Genomic DNA, 15,154 nt, shown 5'->3' with positions numbered 1-15,154 from the left:
TTTATGTTGTAGAATAGGCGCAGTCTCTATTTTAGGTATTCATACGTAACATGTTTTTAGATACATACTATTCAGATAAAAGTGGTCAGTTTTCTTTTACTCGTGAACAAGCAAGTGATTTTGCAAAACGAATTGCGGGTGACTTCAACCCTATTCACGATCCAGATAATAAGCGCTTTTGTGTTCCTGGTGATCTACTTTTTTCTGTCTTACTTGCCAATGTTGGTATCAGCCAAAAAATGCGTGTGACGTTTGCAGGTATGATAAATGAGAGTACAGAACTGAGTATTTTAGCCGAATCCGATACCGATTTATCATTAATCGATAGCAAAGGTAAGGAATTTCTTCATCTTGCACGTTCTGGTGAAATTACCCATAACCAAGATTTAATTGCTCAAATAACTAAAAGTTACGTTCAATTTTCAGGAATGAATTTTCCTCATATCATGGTGCCTTTGATGAAATCTAAAGACATGATGATCAACCCTGCTCGACCATTAGTTATTTACGAAAGCATGGAACTTGAGTTCTGCCGACTAGATTTAACAGCACCCCATGTAGAGCTAACAAGTTCAAATATTGATGTTGATGGCAAACGTGGCAGCGTAACGCTGAATTTCTGTTTTAAAGAAAATGGAGAGATTGTGGGTACTGGCCGTAAGCGTATGCTGATGAGTGGCTTAAAGCCTTATTGCCAAGATGGTATCGATGATTTGGTTTCTCGTTTCAACGCAAAAAAAGAACACTACAATAATCTTCAAACAGAAAAAGTTTAAACAGAAGAAATCATATTTTGTATTTCAAAAAGCCCGCCATTAGCGGGCTTTTTCTTAATGATCATTTATTCTATGATCATGTTTTAAAGGAAAATATAATCGTGCTCGTAAACCAGGATTATTATCACTAAACACCAAATCGCCACCATGACGTTTCATCACCGCTTCAACAAGCGATAATCCTAAACCAAAACCTTGATGCGTCCTGCTTTTATCAGCACGGTACATCGGCTCTTTAATGCGTCCTTTATCTTCATCGGATACGCCAATTCCATTATCAATCACTACCACACCAAAATGATCGACGACAACATCAATACTTCCTTCATCAGGTGTATATTTAATCGCGTTTTCAACCACATTATAAATGGCACGAAAGAGTAAACTAGGTTCACCTTTTACATGGTATGGCTCGTCCTCACGAAATGATAAAACTTGTTTCTTTTCATCCGAAATAGGCAATAGAAAATCAACAACATCTTGGCAAACTTGAGATAGACTTACCCATTGCTTATCAATTTTATGTTTCCCCGTGTTGATATGAGAAATTTCCAACATCCCATTGAACATGCTAAGGAGTACTTCCAAATCATCATGGCAAGCTTCTAAGTCTTTGGTAAACGGTGTCGTATCTTTTTCGAGTAAGCTTTCAAGCCGAAGTTTCATTCTTGCAATTGGTGTACGCAAATCGTGCGCCATACCAACCGAGAGTTCCTTTAATGACTCTTCTTTTTTCTCGACTTGTTCAATAAGAAAATTAAGGTGGATAGTCAGTACATCAAATTCATCATCATTTTTACTGACTGGGAGTTTCACCCCTTTTTCGCCAAGGCTAACTCGGTTCATACCATGGTTAACACGCTCTAATTTCCTTAAAATAGAAATTGCAAATAATAGAGCGCCCGCAAGCATCAAAATCACGGGAACCACAATGCCTGAAACTAACATTGGTGTCATGTTTTCTCGGTATGAGCGCATTATTTCAGGATTAACACTAATAATAAGCATTTTATTATTAGGTAAATTTAATGTCTTTTGAAGGTGATTAACACTAAGCTCGGTATCTGATAATACTGCTGGATACGATAGCGTAGTATTCATCTCTGGTCTGTTGATAATCCTATATTCAAGCTCATTTTGGATTTGCTGATGCTCTTTAACAAGATCAGGAATCGCATTAATATGACCTTTTTGAACCATACGCTCAAACAATGTCATTTCAATATTTAACTCTTTTGTTAACTGTTTATTGTAAATAGTTTCTGAATTAACATAAACTTGGTTAATAAACAGTATAAATATAATAGCAACACAACAAATAAAATAGAGTAGAACTTTAAGAATACTCGAACGCGATAACCGATCAGAGCCTGCGTAAGACATAACCTGCACCTCGTACGGTATGGATCAAACTGGGCTCACCACCTTCTTCTAATTTTTTTCGTAAGTTTGCGATATGTACATCGATAACATTAGTTTTAGGATCGAAGTGGTAGCTCCATACCGACTCAAATAAGCTCATACGCGAAACCACACTTTCAGCATGCTCCATTAAATATTGCAGAAGTAAGAACTCTTTTTGCTGCAAATTTAATACGCGAGATCCGCGCCATACCCGATGAGATTTAATATCAAGTCGTAAATCGTCATAGCTATATTCAGATGAAATATTCACACTAGACTGATGGCGCTTCACTAATATATTGGCACGAGCAATTAGCTCAGCTAAAGCAAAAGGTTTCGTTAAGTAATCATCACTGCCTGCCGTTAAACCAGCTACACGGTCTTCTACACTATCCATGGCACTTAAGATTAAGATGGGGGTTTCATTTTCTGTTGCTCGTAATGCTGCAAGTACTTTTAAACCATCAAGTATCGGTAACATTCGATCTAAAATAATCAGTTGATACTCACAACTTGTTGCCATCATTAATCCTTGATGACCATCCTCTGCTTCATCAACCACAAAGCCATGCTCTCGCAATCCTTGCGCAATAAATTCACGCGTAGTGACATCATCTTCAATAACGAGAACTTTCATTTAATACCTAATCATTTCTTCTCACCGCTTATTTTCGCATTATATACATAAGAGATATAATTTTCAGGTAACAGGATCATGGCTTTACTTTTTAAAGACAAAAAAACGGCCTACCAAAAGGTAGGCCGCTTAACGTGATCATAGGGGGAATTATGAAATCACGAATTTCTTAATGCTAACGTCTTAAAGTGACTTCATCTGGTTAGCAATAATTTCAGCTTGAGGGCCAAGGATGACTTGAAGGTTATTAGAACCTACATTTACTACACCTTTAGCACCAAGTTGTTTAAGTTTTGTGTCATCGATAACTGAACGATCAACAATACCTAAGCGTAAGCGTGTGATACAAGCTGAAATATCAGTTAAGTTATCTTTACCACCTAATGCTGCTAGGTAAGCTTTTGCTAAATCTGCTTTGCTTGCAGCATCGTCTTCTGGGTTAGAGTTTTCAGCCGGCGTATCTTCACGACCTGGTGTTTTAAGATTAAACATCTTAATTACAGTAACGAAGATTACGAAGTAGATTGCGCCTACCACAAGACCCATTGGGATAATTTCCCATGAGTTGTGCGCAGCAGGTGCGTTGTAGTTCAAGATGTAATCAATTAAGCCTGAAGAGAAGCTAAATGCCATGTGGATATTCAGGTAAGACGCCACAACAATACTCACACCCATTAAAATAGCGTGTACTAGGTATAATGCTGGAGCTAGGAACATGAACATGAATTCGATTGGCTCTGTGATACCAGTTAAGAATGCAGTTAGCGCAACACTTAACAACATACCACCAACCACTTTCTTGTTTTCTTTCTTCGCTGTTACATAGAATGCAAGCGCAGCACTTGGCAAACCAAACATAACAACTGGGAAGAAACCACTTAGGATGCGTCCTGCTGTTGGGTCACCAGCAAAGAAGCGAGAGATTTCACCTGTTACTACATGGCCATCCGCAGCTGTGTAGCTACCGAATACAAACCAAACCATGCTGTTTAAGATATGGTGTAAACCAAGTGGAATTAATAGACGGTTAGCAACACCGTAAACGAACTCACCAGGTACGCCACTTGTTAGGATCCATTGACCAAGATGGTTAATACCATCTTGAATTGGAGGCCAAATAATGCTGAATGCGTAAGCAAGTACTAAAGCAACTAAACCCGTTACTATAGGCACAAAACGCTTTCCGCCAAAGAAGCCTAAGAACTCAGGTAATTTGATTGCATGGAAGCGGTTATATAGAAGACCGGCGCAAACACCAATAATGATACCGCCAGCAACACCTGGATCAACATCTGGGTTTAACGTTTTAAGTGCCGCCATCAGGATGAAATAACCTACGGCAGATGCAATCGCTGCTGCTGCTGAATTATCTTTCGAAAATCCGGCCCCCACACCCATTGCGAAAAGTAATGCAAGATTGGTAAATACAGCCTGACCACCCGCTGCAATAAAAGGAATATTTAATAGATCAGGTTGTCCAATACGCAGCAAAATACCGGCAATCGGTAAAACTGCAATAGGAAACATAATTGCGTTTCCTAGCTTTTGGAAATGTCCGAGAATGCTCATCCTCTTCTCCACGTTAAAAGTTAAAAGTTAAAAGTTAAAATTAAAGTAAATTGTTTTAATAACTTAATGATACGCATTGATTCTTAATTGGAATTAAGCAAAAGATTAAGGATTCTTAATGTTTGCTTCTAAAAGCACAATTATGAGTGATAGACATCACAGTTTTATAAATTCTCCAATTTTTCACGTTTAACATGGAAAGAACCAACAGCAAATAATCATGGCTATATAGCATTACACATTCTCTTTGACGCAAAATTTGGCCGTCTTTGTGAAAATAAAATATCATTTCTATGGCACTTTCTTTAGAATTTGATGTCAACCTACTCATACCCTATTACTGATTGACTTTAACCATGATGTCTTTTATCTCTCAAAAACTTGTTAACTATCTAGCATTAGCTTTTTTTGCATTAGCACTTTTCATTGCTATCTCTATATTCCCAGTACCTCTGTTAAGCGATCCCATTAATAATGCGGCTGGCTTATCATTTTCTTTATTAACGGATACGGCAGGTAAACCCTTCTTCCTTATCACAACCGTATTACTGTGTTTATTACCGGTATTTTTCCGTTTACCTAAAAAACAAATCATTAAGTTGTGGATTCAATTTGCTATTTTGTTGGTACTAAGTTTTGGCGCGAAAACAATCTTAAAGCATGAAACCGCGATCCCTCGTCCTTATACCTATGAACTACAGCGTTTAAACTTAGTCACATCACCTGAAAACTTTTATCAGCTGAATAAAAGCGAAAGAAAAAACGTTGTTAAAAAAGCATCTACCTATATTAGTAAATGGCGCATTCGTAGTTGGGAAGCTGAAACAAACTATTCATTTCCATCAGGACACACAATCTTTGCTGCAATTTGCGTTCTGTTTTGGGGCGGCTTTTTACTACGTACTCGCCACTATTTATTAGCTGGTGGACTTGTAACATGGGCCGTGGGTGTGGGTATTAGCCGTTTATGGCTAGGTATGCATTTCCCATCAGACGTAATGGGCTCAATCTTATCTGCAGCAGTGTTATATTTATTTATACCCGAATGGCGAGTAGATTCTGAGAAATAATAAAAAGGGCTCGCAAGAGCCCTCTTTTACATCCACACAATATTAATTTACTGTACAGGTGTCGCTTTGTGTTCGTATTCAACAATCAATTGATTGCCCGAATACGTTACGTTAGTAATTTCACCATCAAAAATAAACGTATTTTTAATAGATGAATTAGCGCTTTGTCCTGAAGCCATTTGCTCTCGCAGTGACGGTAAAATCAAGATAGGGTCAACATTTAATAGACGACAAAACTCATTGACGAACTGTTGCTCAATCGGTTTAGATCCCCGTAAAATATCTGAAAACTCCAACTGGGTTAAGCCTAGCTTTTTAGCCATTTCAATCTGAGTTATACGCATTTTTGCTTTGTAACTCATCCATGTGTCATGCAAAATTTGACGATCTTTTTCTGTATACAACATAATTAGCCCTAACAGCGCATTTTTATTTTAAAATAGAGTCATTTCCTCTAGTTAGAATAGTTTACGCCTAATTACTAGGTATTAATGTCAAAACCGCGTTAAGCTCTGCTTCGATAACACAGCTCGTTACAACCTCGTTATTGTACTTACATGATGTTCATATATACTTGTTAATAATTAATATTTATAAGCTAATGTTATGTAAGGAATGCTGCTTTTATATGATCACGTTGTGTCGTCGTTCAATCCTCACACTCTTTATCATTTTCAGTGTTTTTACTAACGCTGTGATTGCACGCACCATTAGCTTTGATCAAATACCTCAAACACACTGCCTTCAAATGACAACACCATTAAAAGAAGCAGTCCATCCAGATCAATGCTGCGATGAAGATATGCCTATGTTGTCAACGAACATCACGACGCTTTCCTCTTGTGGAATGAGCGATATCGATGATATATCACTGGCTCACAACGATACTGTTAAAGAAAAATCATCATGCTGTAATGACGATGATTGCAAGAGCAAACAAACACAAGCAGCACTGTTAACTTTGTTTGCGTTTTCTGCAATTGTTAATGACGTGCAATTATATGCAAGTCAAACACACGCACCTATTTATTTTAGTGAAGCACAACTAAGGCCTCCTCTCGTTTAACGAAATAACTAATCGGCATTTGCCACCACTTTATTTTGTTATTTAGCGCGACAATATTCGCGCAACTTGAAGGACTTACAGATGAAAATTTCACATATCTTTGCTGCTACATGCTTATTTGTTACCTCATTGGCTCAAGCAAGTACACCTATTACTGGCACTAACTACCAGTCACCTTACTGTGGTTGTTGTAAAGAATGGGTTAAGCACATGGAAGACAATGGCTTTAAATTAGATATGGTGTACGAAGAAAACTTAACGCCTATTAAAATTAAATTAGGTTTACGTCCTGAATATGCGTCATGCCACACTGCACAAATTGAAGGTTACACTTTTGAAGGACATATTCCAGCAACTGAAATTAAGCGTTTCTTAGAAAGTAAGCCTGAGCGTATGATTGGCCTTGCTGTAGGTGGTATGCCAATGGGTTCACCTGGTATGGAATATGGCGATCAAAAAGACGCCTATGACGTGTTAGCATTTGATAAGGATGGCAACACCATGGTTTGGTCACGCCACAACCAGTAATCGATTTTAGCGATGCATGAAAAGCCCGTACTTGTGACGGGCTTTTTAATGTATCGCATACAGAAACTATACATTCTTACCGTAAGATTCAAATGAATTACTGCATCACAACAGATAACACTATTTTAATTTAACGGCTGTACCAAAAGCCATAATTTCAGATGCGGCATCAGTGACAGAGCTAGTGGTATATCTCACGCCAACAATAGCATCAGCACCAAGTTTATCAGCTTCTGCAATTAGACGCTCTGTCGCAAGCGCGCGTGCTTCCATTAGCATTTCTGTATACCCTTTCAATTCGCCACCCACAATGCTCTTTAAGCTTGCCATAATATCTCTGCCGACATGTTTTGACTGAACAACACTTCCAGTGACCACGCCCAGCAAGGACTCTATTTCACGTCCAGATATTGTTTCCGTTGTTGTGTAAATCATATGGCCTCTGCCGTTGCGTTAGAAACAGTGATAAATGAGAACCTATCACAATAACACCCTCACTCATATGTTATTAAAATGGTAATGATGCATTAGGTGATCAATGCATATGATTAAATCGTAACTCTTTTAATAAGATAACTACACTCAGTTAATATCTACATTGTTGGAGTGATAAATGGAAAGTCAACTTACTATTAAAGAATTTCTTAGAGCATTTGATCATATTCGCTCAATCGGTACCCCCCTAGATAGCAAATACTTGTTGGAAGATATATACGCATGGCATGACTATGACGGTTACACCTGCTGGCTAAATTATCGAGATGTAACGGTCACATTGATGTTTCATGGTTCGCTAAAAGTTGAATACGAGAAACATGCAAACTATGTAGACTTCACTAAGCGTTGTTTATCACTGATTGCCAATAACACGCAAACGGTCAAATAGGTGTTAGTATGAATTTATTATCTATTATCATCACTATCGCCACGATTATTTCTTCTAAAGCATGGAGTTCAGAATTAAAAATGATGGATTTTAACAGTCCGAAAGAATACGAACGTTGGTCTGCCGTAAACGACAACGTGATGGGTGGTATTTCTACTGGGCAATTCACCTATGATGGCAGCGTAAGTCAATTTACTGGTGAGCTATCATTAGCTAACAATGGCGGATTTAGCTCGGTAAATAGAACAGTAGCACCATTAACTAATAACATTAACGCTGTGAATCTGACTTATATTGGTGATGGTAGAACATATCAATTACGGTTTACGACGAGGAAAGATGGTTACCCTATTAACTACAAACATGAATTCGAAACGATTAAAGGGCAACAACAAAGCAAAACTTTTAACTTTAATGACTTTAAAGCTGTGTTTAGAGGAAGGTTACTGATTGGCGCGCCCGAACTTGTCGCACAAGATATCAAACAAATTGGCTTTTTAATTACTGATAAAACACCACTCCCTTTCGTCTTGAAAGTTCAGAGTATTGAATTTCTTAATTTTAAATAAAACTCACTAACACATAATAATATAGGGATTTTATTAGCCAGTCTTCGCTAAATGGTTTATGAAGATGTTTCACTTGTTCTACTTATAAAGCCTTTACAACCACTTATTTGATTATTAACGGGTAACAACTTATCATTTCGTTTTTTATTCACAATCTTTAAATATTTGTAACAAGTCACGGTATAAGTGCCGTATTTCTCAGATAATATTATTAATACTCAGTATTACTTTCACTATGGAAGATCGATTGTATTTCACGGCTGTATAAATAAAGGTTTGATAACAATGTTTGGACGAAAACGAATAGAAACAGAAAATAAAGCGCTAAAGCAAGAGTTAGCAGACCTTAAAGAAAAGTATCAAGCTGATATCACCGCCTTAGAAGAAAAACTTCAACAAACTCAACAATTAGTTCAATCGGCTAAGCAGGATAACCATAAAAGTGATGAGTTATTGTCGTGCAGTTTAAAAGGTGGCGACATGCTTACAACGATCCGTAATGAGATGGTTGAAAGTGCTCAATCTATGGAACACGAAAACCATCAGCTACAACAACTAGACGAAATGTTTGCACAAACCCATCAGGCACTTTCACGCCTTGATACTCGTGCGGTTAACATCAGCTCTCAGGCCACTCAAAGTACAGACTCTGTAAAAATACTCGATACCACCGCCACTTCTATTTCTCACCTTGTATCAACGATTAAAGAAATTTCTGACCAAACGAATTTGTTAGCGCTCAATGCCGCTATTGAAGCTGCTCGTGCGGGTGAAGCTGGGCGTGGTTTTGCGGTTGTAGCCGATGAAGTTAGAAATTTAGCAGGCAAAGCAAGCGAAGCCAGCGAGCAGATTGACACTCTTGTTAGCCAAGTACTTACGCAAGTGAATGAGATAAAATCATCGATTGATGAAAACCAGTCCTGTGCTGAAGAAGTATCAGCTTCTTCTGCTCAAATCGGTACTATTGTTAATGAAGTGGTTGGCCAATCTGAACATATGCAGCGTGTTATTCATATTGCATCAACGCGTGCTTTTTTAGATACGGTAAAACTTGATCATGCCATTTGGAAAAATAATATTTACAGCTTCCTGCAGCGTGGTGCATTTAATGAAGTTATTAATAGCCACTCGGAGTGTCGTTTAGGTCAATGGTATTACCATGATGAAGGTAAAGCATTTAGCCATTTAAGAAGCTATGCATTAATAGAAGAGCCTCATAAAGCGGTTCATGAAATGGGGCGTGAAGCGATGAGCCAAGCGAAATCGGGCAATATGTCAGAAGTAGTAACGGCAATAAACGCTATGGAAGAAGCAAGTAAAAAAGTAGTTCTCCAAATCGACAATTTAATGCACGAAATAACACAAAGCTAGTTGATTAGGTTATTTTAATTGCACTCTTGTGTTTATATCGAGTGCTAAAGATTACCTCAAATATAAACGGTGTATAGCTTTTTTACATGCTATACACCGTTGTTCAGATAGGTTAAAGAGCGCAACAATGCCCTCTCACCATTACAGCACTTTGATGGGAAATCATTTACTCAGTTAAGATTCAAATAGCTGCTTATTTGGATCAGAATTAACGACCCACTCAGGATCAATCTCTCGCTGCTCAAGGTAAATCTGTAAGCCATTAAAATACGTAAAGGCTGTTAATTCAGATTCTTTATTAAAATGCTCAAAAAACGCCTCTTCTTGTTCTGCTAATAATTGCAAGGTGGTTGCACCATGCTCTAGCGCCCATTGAATGGCATAAGGTGAAATCATCGTTCGATGTAAGATCAGCTCTTTGATCTCCGAAATAGCGACTTTTTTATTTTTACAACGAGTACTGCTAGATTCAATCTGCTTGTTGGCTTTTTCTTCCGCTAACAATGCTCGTAAACTCGCTAAACTTGCCGCAATTTCAGCACTTGAATAACCGTAGCTTGTTTTACAAAAACGTAAGGCATACGCCATTTTATCGCGTCCGACTAACTCAATGACCTGTTCCAAATAGGGTTGTGGGATCGCATATGCCGTCGCCAGCTGGATCACTGCATGATTTAAACTGGTATATACAATGCCATCAAATTCAAACTGGAACGCTGTTGTTAGCCCTTCAACAGGAATACCATCAATACTTACCGCCCATCCACGGTAATTGACTCGCTCTTTGGCAATTTCAAACATTGCCCATGCGCTTTCACGAAAACCTTCAAGTGCTTTACCTTCAAATTCACACTCTTCAAGCTCTTGCTTAGTCCAATTAACACCAATCTGTAAATGCTTTTGATACTTCTTATGCAGTTTCTCTTTTACTTTATCGCGTAAAATATCAAGGCCACTTGCTTTAATTTCTTTCGTAAAACCAAAGCACTCTTGGCAACAAGGCACCATGATAGGTGCAGATTGGCCATCATAATTAGGCTTTGCCATAAATGCATGGCTTTCATAATAAGGTTCGCCACAAAACCAACAGGTATGACGAAACTCAAAAGGCACATCAATCGACACATAATCGGTCGTCATATGGGAGTACTCATTGTTGTGGTAATCGTTGAAGTTGACATGATCTCAACCTTGTATGGCTATTTATACTTAAAGTCGCTGTTTATGGCTAATCTGATTTTATCTTTCATTAGATATAGAGGTGTTAGATATAAAGAAAGGCGTTTACTTGCTCAAAAAGCGATCTATTTTAGCGATCGCTCGTAATACATCATAGGAGGGTGTGTTATGAGTCTTAAACGTTATTTAGATAAGCTATCACCAAAGTTCAAACCTGGTGGACAATACCAAACCTTTTATCCCTTGTTTGAGGCGGTTGAAACTATTTTCTATACCCCTGGACAGGTCAACAAAGGTATTACTCATGTTAGAGATAGCATTGATTTAAAACGCATTATGATCATGGTTTGGTTAGCTGTTTTTCCCGCCATGATTTGGGGTATGTACAATATTGGGCAACAATCTAGTCATGCGTTGTTATACGGACTTGATGCGACGGCGGCTCAGCAAGCATTGGATTCCTCATGGAGACTTAGTTGGGTGTGGGGGTCTCTTGACGCCGTTCAGCAATCAAGTTGGATCAGCGATCTCTTAGTTGGTGCCAGTTACTTTTTCCCTGTTTATCTTACTGTCTTTATAGTTGGTGGCTTTTGGGAAGTATTGTTTGCCATTATTCGGCGGCATGAAGTGAATGAAGGCTTCTTCGTCACCTCCATATTGTTTGCGCTTATTCTTCCTCCAACTATTCCACTTTGGCAAGCGGCGCTAGGTATTACCTTTGGTATTGTTGTCGCAAAAGAGATCTTTGGTGGTACGGGTCGAAATTTCTTAAATCCAGCACTCGCCGGTCGTGCTTTTTTATACTTCGCCTACCCTGCAAATATGTCTGGAGGCGCTGTTTGGGTTGCAGCAGATAGTTATTCAGGGGCGACACCACTCAGTCAGTGGTATGAAGGTGGACAAAATGCACTGACGAATAATATGACGGGGCAACCTATCTCATGGTTTGATGCTTTCATTGGTAATATTCCCGGTTCAATGGGAGAAGTCTCAACCCTATTTATCGCGCTAACAGGCGTCATCTTAATTTTTATGCGAATCGCATCGTGGCGAATTGTACTAGGTGTTTTCATCGGCCTCGCAGGGAGTTCCTTACTACTTAACACCATTGGTTCAAATACTAATTACATGTTCTCAATGCCCTTCTATTGGCACTTTGTTATTGGAGGTGTCGCTTTTGGTACTTTCTTTATGGCAACCGATCCAGTTTCTGCCGCATTTACCAATAAAGGGAAATGGGCATACGGCATTTTAATTGGTGTGATGACCATATTCATTCGCGTGCTAAATCCTGCTTATCCCGAAGGTATCATGCTCGCTATTTTATTTGCCAACTTGTTTGCGCCACTGTTCGATTTTATGACCAAAACAGGAAATATTAAACGCCGTGCTAAACGGGCGGCATTAAAATAGATACCTTCACTGATACCCTTATCAACTATCTGATTACACGATAATCTTTCGTTTCGTGTAATCAGATAATAAGAAAAATATATCAACAGAAATTATCGTTACAGTATGTTGTTATGATAAAGATTAGGTTCTTAGTATTAATTGTCGTTATTAATAGCCGTTACGCTTGATGTAATAGCAACTAAAGCGGTAAAATACGTGCCCTGTTTTAAATCGTGAGTATGTTGAATGTCTGAACAAAAGCGAAAGGCGCTAAAGAAAATAGCAAAATGCCTTGAGTTAGGTAACTCGGCTAACGTTAATGAAGCCGCGCAAGCTATTCGTATGGCCCATCGCCTCATGCTCAAATATGGTCTTGAGAAAGACGATATTGAATTCATCAAAATGGGCAAAACAAAATCTCAAACCTTACTCCCAACTGATATAAGCGCACAGATATTAAAAATAATCCGTGGTATTAACCGTCGATTTGGCGTGGAATGTGTACTAACTAATTATAAAGGTTTAAAAAAAGCGGAATTCATCGGTATGGCTGAGCGCGCAATTTTCGCCGCTTTTGCTTTTGATGTTGTATATCGTGAAATGAACCAACAAACGGGACAATTTAGAAATAGTTTTGCCGGTTCTGGCACTAGCACACAGGAAGTCACACGACGTGTAAACTCTTTCCTAGCAGGTTGGCTTGAAGGTGCATTGGAAAAACTGCCGGAGTTAACGACAGACGATGACCATGATCAACGTATGGCGAACTACATTGATAAACAATTTGAAAACCTTGATCGTGAAACGTTTAAAAAACAGCTACAGGAAGCAATGAAAGCACTCACCGATGATTATGAAAAAGGGATGAAAAAAGGCCGTTCCATTTCGGTTAGCCGCCCTGTCGGTGGTAAATCAGCACAAGAAGAATTAAAAAGACTTAACTGATTCTATCCTTTTCTCGTAAAAAAGCCGCTAATGTGGCTTTTTTTATAACTTTTTAATTTATAAATTACCATAATCGCTAATATAGCTACCATTTCACGCCTATCACAAATCGATGTACATCGCTGATAAATAGCTTAAAAGTATAGTTATTAGCCTCTTTTTATCTAACTTTATTTGACTCGTTTAAAAAAACAGCAAAAGAACAACTATAAACACGATATTTCAAAGAAATGAGATTCCAGTCGCGTTTTTATGTTAGAATAAATCAAAATCCCTTAATTCCATAGCCATCAAGACATGAAATTTCCTGGTCAACGTAAGTCAAAACATTACTTTCCTGTCAATGCCCGCGATCCATTAATTGTTCAAATTCAACAAGACAATCCATTAGCAAAATCACATCTAATTGGTGTAGGTCAAACCATAGTTGATATTGAAGCTCGCGTTGACGATGACTTCTTAGCCAGACATGCTCTTACTAAGGGACAATCTGTCGTTCTTGATGAAGATAAAGCTGAACTGCTTTATAAAGAATTAAAAGATCGTAAGCTTATCAGCCACGAATACCCTGGCGATACCATTGGTAATACATTGCACAACTACTCTGTATTAGCTGATGATAAGTCAATTCTGCTTGGTGTAATGAGCCAAGATCTAAAAATCGGTTCATACGCCTACCGCTATTTATGTAACACCTCTAGCCGTATGGATTTAGATTACCTGCAGCCTGTAAATGGCCCTATCGGTCGTTGTTACACGCTTATTAGTGAAGATGGTGAACGTACTTTCGCGATTAACGAAGGTCAAATGAACCAACTTCGTCCAGAGAGTATTCCTGAATCTGCATTCAAAAAAGCCTCTGCATTGGTGCTATCAACTTACCTTGTTCGTGGTAAGCCAACAGATCCAATGAAAGATGCGGCACTGAAAGCTATCGAATACGCGAAAAAGTATAATGTGCCAGTCGTACTGACGATGGGGACTAAATACGTTATCGAAGATAAGCGCGAATGGTGGATTGAGTTTCTAAAAGAGCACGTCACCTGTGTTGCGATGAACGAAGAAGAAGCTGAAGCACTAACCGGTGAAACAGATCCACTGACGGCTGCCGATAAAGCACTTGATTGGGTTGATATGGTTTTGTGTACTGCCGGTCCTGCGGGTTTATACATGGCGGGTTACACCGAAGATTCATTAAAGCGTGAATCATCACTGCCGCTTCTGCCGGGTAAGATCCCAGAATTCAATAAATACGAATTCAGCCGCCCAATGGCAAAAAGTGCATGTGAAAACCCAATTCGTGTTTACTCTCACATTGCCCCTTACCTTGGTGGCCCTGTTGAGATCAAAAACACAAACGGTGCGGGTGATGCTGCGCTTTCTGCACTTCTACACGATATGTCTGCTAACCGTTTCCATAAGGTTAATGTACCTAATTCTGCGAAACACACTGCGAATTTCTTGTCGTATTCGTCTTTCTCTCAGATTTGCCAGTACTCTAACCGTGTTAGTTATGAAGTATTGATCCAACACGCACCTCGCCTATCTCATGGCCTACCAGAGCGTGAAGACTGTTTAGAAGAAGCATACTGGGAACGTTAATTCCAATTTGTAATAGTTTAAAAAAGGGGCTAATTAGCTCCTTTTTGTTATTTGTATTTAACTCAATGAGATAAGTGTATCGCAAAATTTTGCTACTTCATTGAAAGTTAATATTTTGTTAATTAGGCTTGAATTTTTCGATTACTTTATAAAGTTG

The 15,154-nt window shown here is 38.6% G+C and carries 16 protein-coding genes; 10 read left to right on the top strand and 6 right to left on the bottom strand.

The window, feature by feature from the left end:
- Positions 1 to 50 precede the first annotated feature (50 nt).
- Positions 51 to 776, top strand: a complete 726-nt coding sequence (locus C9J42_RS07320) for a DUF3581 domain-containing protein (RefSeq protein WP_107208186.1) — start codon at positions 51 to 53, stop codon at positions 774 to 776.
- 54 nt (positions 777 to 830) lie between these two features.
- Here the strand turns inward: C9J42_RS07320 and C9J42_RS07315 are convergent, their stop codons facing one another.
- The 3 genes from C9J42_RS07315 to nagE form a co-directional block, all read right to left on the bottom strand.
- Positions 831 to 2,159, bottom strand: coding sequence for a HAMP domain-containing sensor histidine kinase (locus C9J42_RS07315; protein WP_107208185.1), 1,329 nt, complete (start codon positions 2,157 to 2,159; stop codon positions 831 to 833).
- Positions 2,140 to 2,817, bottom strand: a complete 678-nt coding sequence (locus tag C9J42_RS07310; RefSeq protein WP_107208184.1) for a response regulator transcription factor — start codon at positions 2,815 to 2,817, stop codon at positions 2,140 to 2,142. The genes C9J42_RS07315 and C9J42_RS07310 overlap by 20 nt, the downstream gene beginning before the upstream one ends.
- Positions 2,818 to 3,000: 183 nt before the next feature.
- Positions 3,001 to 4,386 carry an N-acetylglucosamine-specific PTS transporter subunit IIBC gene (gene nagE / locus C9J42_RS07305; RefSeq protein ID WP_107208183.1) on the bottom strand — a complete coding sequence of 462 codons (1,386 nt, stop codon included), beginning with the start codon at positions 4,384 to 4,386 and terminating at the stop codon, positions 3,001 to 3,003.
- A 356-nt stretch (positions 4,387 to 4,742) separates the two neighbouring features.
- Here nagE and C9J42_RS07300 point away from each other — a divergent pair, with 356 nt between their 5' ends.
- Positions 4,743 to 5,456: a phosphatase PAP2 family protein gene (locus tag C9J42_RS07300; RefSeq protein ID WP_107260295.1), complete on the top strand. Its 714-nt coding sequence runs from the start codon at positions 4,743 to 4,745 to the stop codon at positions 5,454 to 5,456.
- A gap of 47 nt (positions 5,457 to 5,503) precedes the next feature.
- Here C9J42_RS07300 and C9J42_RS07295 read toward each other — a convergent pair whose 3' ends face one another.
- Entirely contained in the window at positions 5,504 to 5,863 is a 360-nt protein-coding gene (locus C9J42_RS07295) for a helix-turn-helix transcriptional regulator (protein ID WP_105060270.1), read from the bottom strand.
- A 221-nt stretch (positions 5,864 to 6,084) separates the two neighbouring features.
- Here C9J42_RS07295 and C9J42_RS07290 point away from each other — a divergent pair, with 221 nt between their 5' ends.
- Together C9J42_RS07290 and C9J42_RS07285 are read left to right on the top strand one after the other, a co-directional pair.
- The gene (locus tag C9J42_RS07290; RefSeq protein ID WP_107260293.1) at positions 6,085 to 6,522 is read left to right on the top strand and encodes a hypothetical protein; all 438 of its coding nucleotides are present in this window, start codon (positions 6,085 to 6,087) and stop codon (positions 6,520 to 6,522) included.
- Positions 6,523 to 6,603: 81 nt separating this feature from the next.
- Positions 6,604 to 7,050, top strand: coding sequence for a DUF411 domain-containing protein (locus C9J42_RS07285; protein WP_107208180.1), 447 nt, complete (start codon positions 6,604 to 6,606; stop codon positions 7,048 to 7,050).
- Positions 7,051 to 7,170: 120 nt separating this feature from the next.
- Here C9J42_RS07285 and C9J42_RS07280 read toward each other — a convergent pair whose 3' ends face one another.
- Positions 7,171 to 7,485, bottom strand: a complete 315-nt coding sequence (locus C9J42_RS07280) for a heavy metal-binding domain-containing protein (RefSeq protein WP_107208179.1) — start codon at positions 7,483 to 7,485, stop codon at positions 7,171 to 7,173.
- 178 nt (positions 7,486 to 7,663) lie between these two features.
- On the opposite strand from C9J42_RS07280, the gene C9J42_RS07275 reads away from it, so the two are divergent.
- The 3 genes from C9J42_RS07275 to C9J42_RS07265 all read left to right on the top strand — a co-directional run bounded on the left by C9J42_RS07275 (position 7,664) and on the right by C9J42_RS07265 (position 9,876).
- Positions 7,664 to 7,936, top strand: a complete 273-nt coding sequence (locus C9J42_RS07275) for a DUF3081 domain-containing protein (protein WP_107260291.1) — start codon at positions 7,664 to 7,666, stop codon at positions 7,934 to 7,936.
- A gap of 80 nt (positions 7,937 to 8,016) precedes the next feature.
- Positions 8,017 to 8,505, top strand: coding sequence for a CIA30 family protein (locus C9J42_RS07270; RefSeq protein WP_107301885.1), 489 nt, complete (start codon positions 8,017 to 8,019; stop codon positions 8,503 to 8,505).
- Positions 8,506 to 8,790: 285 nt separating this feature from the next.
- A complete protein-coding gene (locus C9J42_RS07265; protein WP_107290809.1) occupies positions 8,791 to 9,876 on the top strand; it encodes a methyl-accepting chemotaxis protein in 1,086 nt (361 codons plus the stop codon).
- 174 nt (positions 9,877 to 10,050) lie between these two features.
- On the opposite strand, the gene C9J42_RS07260 is transcribed toward C9J42_RS07265, so the two are convergent.
- Positions 10,051 to 11,016 carry a hypothetical protein gene (locus tag C9J42_RS07260; RefSeq protein ID WP_107246615.1) on the bottom strand — a complete coding sequence of 322 codons (966 nt, stop codon included), beginning with the start codon at positions 11,014 to 11,016 and terminating at the stop codon, positions 10,051 to 10,053.
- Between the two features lie 207 nt (positions 11,017 to 11,223).
- On the opposite strand from C9J42_RS07260, the gene C9J42_RS07255 reads away from it, so the two are divergent.
- The 3 genes from C9J42_RS07255 (at position 11,224) to C9J42_RS07245 (ending at position 14,997) form a co-directional block, all read left to right on the top strand.
- Complete coding sequence (locus C9J42_RS07255) at positions 11,224 to 12,468, top strand: NADH:ubiquinone reductase (Na(+)-transporting) subunit B (RefSeq protein ID WP_107301842.1); 1,245 nt, start codon at positions 11,224 to 11,226, stop codon at positions 12,466 to 12,468.
- A gap of 228 nt (positions 12,469 to 12,696) precedes the next feature.
- Entirely contained in the window at positions 12,697 to 13,395 is a 699-nt protein-coding gene (locus C9J42_RS07250) for a DUF2786 domain-containing protein (protein ID WP_107208174.1), read from the top strand.
- A gap of 297 nt (positions 13,396 to 13,692) precedes the next feature.
- On the top strand, positions 13,693 to 14,997 hold the full coding sequence (locus tag C9J42_RS07245) for an inosine/guanosine kinase (protein WP_107208173.1): 1,305 nt from the start codon (positions 13,693 to 13,695) through the stop codon (positions 14,995 to 14,997).
- The last annotated feature ends 157 nt before the right edge of the window (positions 14,998 to 15,154 follow it).

The sequence above is a fragment of the Photobacterium sp. GB-56 genome (assembly GCF_003026105.1).
Classification (GTDB): Bacteria; Pseudomonadota; Gammaproteobacteria; order Enterobacterales; family Vibrionaceae; genus Photobacterium.
Note: the sequence above shows the minus strand (reverse complement) of the source record. Positions and strands in the feature narration are given on the sequence as shown.

Coding starts and splice junctions, on each gene's coding strand:
- C9J42_RS07275 (WP_107260291.1), top strand. CDS start 7,664: ATGGAAAGTCAACTTACTATTAAAGAATTTCTTAGAGCATTTGATCAT.
- C9J42_RS07280 (WP_107208179.1), bottom strand. CDS start 7,485: ATGATTTACACAACAACGGAAACAATATCTGGACGTGAAATAGAGTCC.
- C9J42_RS07245 (WP_107208173.1), top strand. CDS start 13,693: ATGAAATTTCCTGGTCAACGTAAGTCAAAACATTACTTTCCTGTCAAT.
- C9J42_RS07310 (WP_107208184.1), bottom strand. CDS start 2,817: ATGAAAGTTCTCGTTATTGAAGATGATGTCACTACGCGTGAATTTATT.
- C9J42_RS07255 (WP_107301842.1), top strand. CDS start 11,224: ATGAGTCTTAAACGTTATTTAGATAAGCTATCACCAAAGTTCAAACCT.
- C9J42_RS07285 (WP_107208180.1), top strand. CDS start 6,604: ATGAAAATTTCACATATCTTTGCTGCTACATGCTTATTTGTTACCTCA.
- C9J42_RS07260 (WP_107246615.1), bottom strand. CDS start 11,016: ATGACGACCGATTATGTGTCGATTGATGTGCCTTTTGAGTTTCGTCAT.
- C9J42_RS07295 (WP_105060270.1), bottom strand. CDS start 5,863: ATGTTGTATACAGAAAAAGATCGTCAAATTTTGCATGACACATGGATG.
- C9J42_RS07270 (WP_107301885.1), top strand. CDS start 8,017: ATGATGGATTTTAACAGTCCGAAAGAATACGAACGTTGGTCTGCCGTA.
- C9J42_RS07290 (WP_107260293.1), top strand. CDS start 6,085: ATGATCACGTTGTGTCGTCGTTCAATCCTCACACTCTTTATCATTTTC.
- C9J42_RS07300 (WP_107260295.1), top strand. CDS start 4,743: ATGATGTCTTTTATCTCTCAAAAACTTGTTAACTATCTAGCATTAGCT.
- C9J42_RS07265 (WP_107290809.1), top strand. CDS start 8,791: ATGTTTGGACGAAAACGAATAGAAACAGAAAATAAAGCGCTAAAGCAA.
- C9J42_RS07320 (WP_107208186.1), top strand. CDS start 51: ATGTTTTTAGATACATACTATTCAGATAAAAGTGGTCAGTTTTCTTTT.
- nagE (WP_107208183.1), bottom strand. CDS start 4,386: ATGAGCATTCTCGGACATTTCCAAAAGCTAGGAAACGCAATTATGTTT.
- C9J42_RS07250 (WP_107208174.1), top strand. CDS start 12,697: ATGTCTGAACAAAAGCGAAAGGCGCTAAAGAAAATAGCAAAATGCCTT.
- C9J42_RS07315 (WP_107208185.1), bottom strand. CDS start 2,159: ATGTCTTACGCAGGCTCTGATCGGTTATCGCGTTCGAGTATTCTTAAA.